The sequence below is a fragment of the Izhakiella australiensis genome, assembly GCF_002006995.1.
GTDB classification, from domain to species: Bacteria; Pseudomonadota; Gammaproteobacteria; order Enterobacterales; family Enterobacteriaceae; genus Izhakiella; species Izhakiella australiensis.
The window spans coordinates 1-5,491 of sequence record NZ_MRUL01000047.1; the positions used below are offsets into that span (position 1 = coordinate 1).

Annotated in this window: 7 protein-coding genes and 1 pseudogene; 2 read left to right on the top strand and 6 right to left on the bottom strand. The window is 55.0% G+C overall.

From position 1 onward, the window contains the following. Positions 1-220: 220 nt before the first annotated feature. Positions 221-445: a hypothetical protein gene (locus tag BTJ39_RS24015; protein WP_078005177.1), complete on the top strand. Its 225-nt coding sequence runs from the start codon at positions 221-223 to the stop codon at positions 443-445. A 5-nt stretch (positions 446-450) separates the two neighbouring features. Here the strand turns inward: BTJ39_RS24015 and BTJ39_RS24020 are convergent, their stop codons facing one another. Next, complete coding sequence (locus BTJ39_RS24020; protein WP_078005178.1) at positions 451-1,233, bottom strand: DNA adenine methylase; 783 nt, start codon at positions 1,231-1,233, stop codon at positions 451-453. A gap of 151 nt (positions 1,234-1,384) precedes the next feature. Here BTJ39_RS24020 and BTJ39_RS24025 point away from each other — a divergent pair, with 151 nt between their 5' ends. Further along, entirely contained in the window at positions 1,385-1,870 is a 486-nt protein-coding gene (locus tag BTJ39_RS24025) for a hypothetical protein (RefSeq protein ID WP_078005179.1), read from the top strand. A 76-nt stretch (positions 1,871-1,946) separates the two neighbouring features. Here BTJ39_RS24025 and BTJ39_RS24030 read toward each other — a convergent pair whose 3' ends face one another. The 5 genes and pseudogenes from BTJ39_RS24030 to BTJ39_RS24050 all read right to left on the bottom strand — a co-directional run. After that, complete coding sequence (locus BTJ39_RS24030; RefSeq protein ID WP_078005180.1) at positions 1,947-2,525, bottom strand: tail fiber assembly protein; 579 nt, start codon at positions 2,523-2,525, stop codon at positions 1,947-1,949. Further along, positions 2,522-3,424, bottom strand: a complete 903-nt coding sequence (locus BTJ39_RS24440; RefSeq protein WP_096777785.1) for a macro domain-containing protein — start codon at positions 3,422-3,424, stop codon at positions 2,522-2,524. Before BTJ39_RS24440 ends, BTJ39_RS24030 begins: the two co-directional genes overlap by 4 nt. Beyond that, a pseudogene (locus BTJ39_RS24040) lies at positions 3,421-4,044 on the bottom strand (phage tail protein); the annotation flags it as partial. The gene BTJ39_RS24440 and the pseudogene BTJ39_RS24040, both read right to left, overlap by 4 nt. Before the next feature lie 248 nt (positions 4,045-4,292). After that, positions 4,293-4,877 (bottom strand): YmfQ family protein, encoded by a 585-nt coding sequence (locus BTJ39_RS24045; RefSeq protein ID WP_078005182.1) that lies wholly within the window; start codon positions 4,875-4,877, stop codon positions 4,293-4,295. Next, positions 4,874-5,491, bottom strand: a 618-nt coding sequence (locus tag BTJ39_RS24050; protein WP_139356417.1) for a baseplate J/gp47 family protein, incomplete at its 5' end; no start/stop codon positions are given. The genes BTJ39_RS24050 and BTJ39_RS24045, both read right to left, overlap by 4 nt.

Here is a 5,491-nt window from a genome sequence, read left to right on the forward strand (position 1 = left end):
TGTAGCGGCGAAAAATTTTCTGCACTGATTTGGATGAATTTCTGCACTCGCGGGTATGGTGATGGTGAGTGCAGAAATTCGTGCAAATTAGATTAAAATACAATCAGTTCTTATAACACGGTTTCCCAAACAACGACTGGACTGCCCCGCAGGGTTGAGTTAGTGTCCGTCGCGCTGCCAGGCCTGCAGTTCACTGTATTGTCAGCATGAGGAAAACAGAATGAACTTCACCCAAATTCGCCAGACGATGACCGATGACGCCTGGGAAATCGTTTCGGCACTTACCCAGGCCCCGTCGCTTACCCTGCATTCCGTTGCTTACATCTGCGATATGAACGAATACGCCACCCGCTTTATCCTTGAACAGATGGCGTTAACAGGTATTGCATCGGAAGCTGGCGGGAACTGGTCTCTCACCAGAGGCTTTCGGGCCTCTGCACGCTGAGTGCCCTACGGGCTGGCATCAGAGGCCAGCCTGAAGTTACTGATAATCAGCTCTGACGCCCGGTGCCCGTTGTCAGCGCCAACGGAATACGTTGTGTACGCCTCCCTGATCTCCAGCCCGCTGAAGACTTCCCGCATATCAGGATGGTTATTCACCGAAATAATCACCTTGCCTTGCACCTGTCGCGCCAGCGCTGCCATGCGCCGGTACTGTTCAGGCCCGAACGATACACCATAGCCACACGTCTGCCAGTACGGCGGATCGAGGTAGAACAGCGTTCCGGGTCGGTCGTAACGCTGCATGCATACCTGCCAGTCCAGGTGCTCTATCGTCACCCGCTGAAGGCGCAGCCAGGCCTCTGATAGCGTTTCTTCCATGCGGACGATATTCAGCTTTGCCGGGCCGGTGGCACTGGTGCCGAACGTTCTGCCTTCCACCTTTGCCCCGAAGCAGGTTTTCTGCAGGTAATAAAAGCGGGCGGCACGCTGGATATCGGTCAGCGTTTCCACCGGTGTATCTTTAAGCCACTGAAATAGCTGACGGCTGGTTAACGCCCACTTGAACTGCTTTATAAACTCTTCAAGGTGGTGCTGAATAACCCGATACAAATTGACGATGTCGCCGTTAATATCATTAATAACCTCAGCTTTCGAGGGCGTTTTCATAAAGAATAAGGCTGCACCGCCGCAGAAGGGTTCAACGTAACAGGTATGTTCAGGAAACAGAGGGAGAAGCTGTTTAGCGAGTTTTCGCTTGCCGCCCACCCAGGGGATAACGGTATAAGTCATAACATGTCCTTGCATTATCGATCTGTTATAACGATCAATATTGTTTTATTGATCGCCAGAATCGATACTAATTCCCCGGCATGCTGACTGGCAGCCCCGCGCGAGTAGCGGCATGTATCGGCCAATAAGATTTAACTTATGCAGGGACGTTATGGATATAATCAGTTTAGTCAGTACGTTTTCGTCAGTGGGCACCCGGGCCAAAGCGTTCATTGAGGAGCGCGACCGCCAGAAACTTTCTACCCTCCAAATCGACCTCTCGAAAAGTATCATTGAGGCTCAGACCCAGCTTCTGGAGATACTCAGTGCCGTCACTGAGAAGGAAAGGCGTATCTATGTCCTTGAGCAGAGAATAAGAGAACTGGAGGCTGAGCAAGCTGAGAAGGCCCGTTACAGACCTACCAAACTGGGCACTGTCGGGCAGTTCTTCGCCTATACTCTGAGCGATGCCGCTAAATCGCTGGAGAGCATCGACGAGAGTGAGTATTTCCTGTGTCAGTCGTGTTTCGACGGGGGTAAAAAGGTTGTGCTCATCGGCAACGGTGAGGGCGGCTGGCGCTGCCCTGTGTGCAAAATCAGCGCTCGCGTCACCCCTGATACCTTTAATGTCGATATTTCGGATGACGGATGCTGGTGACTGATGGGTAACTTTTTTATGCGGCATGCTGACGGACTCCTTACGGAAACGGAAATTGAACAGGTATTAAGCGTTGTTACTCAGGTATTTCCGGCCAGGTAATATCCGGCGCGGTGCTGGTATCAACCCGGCTAAGCAGGACACGGTATTTTTTCCATGCTGCCAGTTGTTTTTTCTCGTCATCTGTTGCCATATCCAGATCCACTGCATCCTGCAGCGGTGCAATGTTGTCATTCGCTGTCTGCATAAACCGGCTTTTCTGGTTTTCTGCATCACGCAGCTGTGCCGCTTTTTCAGCCTCATCATCCTTTACCCACTTTTTGCCGTCCCACTTCTGATGCTGACCGTCGGGCGCAACTGAGGTCGTGTTGTCGGGCAGAGGTCCCAGCCCGGTAACATAAATCTCTCTCCCCGTTCCGGTATCAAAAATCACCCTGCCCCGGTGGTCCTCCGCCAGTGACCATTTTGCCTTATCCGGGGCAAATACCGCCACATGAGCGGCAGGGATATCAGGCGGCGCAATGTCCGTGCAGTTTGCCGGTAGTCCGGTATGTGGGGGAATATAAGCATCCCCGGCACCAATAAACTCCAGGGTATCTGCACGCAGGTTATAAACGGTGATGGTCTGTGAGTCTTCGCTCATTTTAAAGGTCATTTTTTTACTCCGTGGTGATGTGCGCCGGTACTGATAAAATCGCGATGGTCATGGCAACCCGGTAATGATGGCAGGATGCTGTGAGTGTGAGCGCCGGTATAGATGTAATGGTTATGCCTGCCACATCTGCATTCTGGCGATTTGATGCCGTGAGTGTATTCACCGGAATGATGCCTGCGTCCGGAGTGTGATGTCGCACCATAAGTACCAGCGGCCATGCTGCCCCAGCCGCACCCGCAGTCACAACCCAGGCCCCGCAGGGGCCACATGTCCGGGTGCCAGTCTGTTGTTGCAGTGCATCCGCAGGCCTTAACCACCGCCTGATGACGCTGTGTCGCATACTGCCAGCTGAGGCCCCGGGCTGGTGAGATGACGCTCTGCCAGGCAAGCACCATCTGCCGGGCAACACTCTCCGGTGGTACCTGTCCACATCCGGCACCCATCGCAGGAAAAACCACGCTACGGATTTTTTGGTCGTCCGGTGCATTCAAATTGTGGTGGTGGATAGCCAGCAGGGCTGCGCGGGTGGCGCTGTATACCGCATCAGTGCCGTCGATAATCAGCGGCACGCGCATGGTCGGGGCATGCACCAGCCAGGGATGATTGCTGTTCCCGCTTTCAATGACAAATGCAGTACCCACCGGCTGCTCACCCAGATACTCCCTGATAATACGGTTCTGCACCCGTGTCTGAAGCTGCGTGCCGAAAAACGCCGTAATGGCCGCATCAACGCCGCCGTCCATCAGGCCGAAGCTGTTGGCGGCGCTGACCAGGCAGTCAAAGTCGCCTACTGTTTCAAACGGACCGTGATGCACGGTGACGTCCGGTATCGCGGAAAACGCGCGGTCGAACGCCTGTGCCATCGCCGGAACCGGCGCGGAAAGAATCAGCTTAATCATGCAAGCCTCACAATGTAGTTAAACGCAATATTTTTAACGGTGTTTTCCGCATTGCCTGTCGCGTCAATGGTGGCGCTGTGCCCGTGCGCCCCCATATCAATAAAATGGTTATGCGCACCAATACCGACCCAGTGGTCATGAGGGCCGATATACACGGTGTGACCGTGATTACCGTTTACATCCGTCCGGCGTCCCTGGTCGCCGAACCAGGAATCATTCAGCGCAATATGCCAGGAGTTCGGCCCCGGCCCAAAATAGGCATAACCATGGTCATGATTACCCTGGGCATCTGTGCCTTTATTGCCATAATCAAAACTGGTGGTCTGTTTTGAGCCGTAATCGAACGCACTGGTCATCTTCCTTCCAAGGTCGGTATTGCTGACGGAGGCCGTGTGCGTATGGCTCTTTATACCGTCCTGCTCCACCGAAAGCACAGCGCGGCCACTCTCCGGTTTACCCTTTATAATCCAGCCACGTAAATCCGGCAGTTTGCCTGACGGGTAGGCCGTAGCCAGTTTCGGGTATTTTGCCGTATCGAACGTCTGCCCCTGCATGAGGGCATAACCCGCCGGCGGTGTATCCAGCGGCCACGGGAACGGAACGCCTGGCGGAATGGCACTCGCGGTCGCCGTGTTTGCAATTGCAGTGGCAATGGCTTTGATGGCCGTCACCAGCTGGTTATTTTTCGATGCGTCAGGCGTCATTTTTGCTTCAGCCAGAATATTTTTATTTTCTGTCTGAATATCAATAGTGGCCCCCTGAAGCGCGTTCATTATTCTGGCGTGGACAATCGTCCCTTCTGCGCCGGTTGTCGGGTCGCCATCATGAAATAAATGGTCTTCGGTATCGACCGGCTCGATAATATCTTTCATTCAGTTTTACTCCCGGCGTAATTAAAGACCACCTGCGTATGCGCGGGTTTTAAATCACGGAAAATGTTCTCCAGCATATTCTGGCCAAATGACATCAACCGCTCACCCGTTGCTGAGCTGCCGCAGCGGAAGCGATAGACCGGCACCTGGCCTTCTTCGATATTCACTATCCATACCCAGATAATCTCTGGTACCCAGAGGCGGTCGCCGCAGCGGTTGCGACCACAGCGGAATGGTTCAGGCTCATCGATGGTGACGTCATAGCCCAGCGACTTCGCCAGGCGAATAAAGTAACTGCGGCTCAGCCCACCGGTTTCATTCAGTTTGGCCATAATCTGTTGTCGGCGGGCCTGGATGGTCATACCGGTGCTGACCGGCAGTGCCAGCACGCGCTCCCAGTCGGAGAGTAGCGCAACGGCGGTCAGCGGCGTGATGCCGTTCAGCACATCCTGGGCGCTGCGTTCGGCGTTGGCCAGGGCATTGCCCTCGGCCTGCAGCTCGGCATTGAGACGCAGACCTGTACGGGCGTAACCGTCTGGCAGCAGAAGGTAAAGCAGTTCGCTGTAATCGTTTCCGGTCATTTCATTTTATCCACGGTTATGGTGCCTGGGCGTATCCACTGCACGGTTTTGGCGCTGACTTCCGGCACCACGTTGCCGGCAGGCTTGGTCAGCGTGTAATCCACCACGCCGGCAATGTCGGATATCAGGGCGCCCATCTGGGTTCTGACGGCAATCTCACCCGGTGCCAGGCGGTTGAAATAGTCCGTCAGTACCTGCGTTATCTGCGCTTTGGCTTCATCAATCGACAGACCGTCCAGGCTGACGCTGACCGTGACATCAGCGCTCAGCGGTTCGGGAGCCAGCACCAGCGAGTTTTTGGCCGTCACCGGACGCAGGTCGTCAATATGGTCCTGTACGGCCTTGATGGTCTCCTCCGAGGGAAGACCGTTGCTTGCAGTAATGACCACGTCCACCGTGCCGTAACCGCGCCGCAGCGGATACACGTAAGCTTCCGTCACGCCGCTGACTTCTTTGGCCCAACGGCGGTAGTCATATTTGTTGCCGCCGGCAGGCGGGCGGCGCATCAGCTCCAGCAGGCGGGCCAGTAGCGAGGCGTCGCTCTCGGCCTCCGTGCCACCACGCATGCTCGTGATGGTCACCGTGCTGTCCAGCCCCTGCGGCGCACTGAGCAG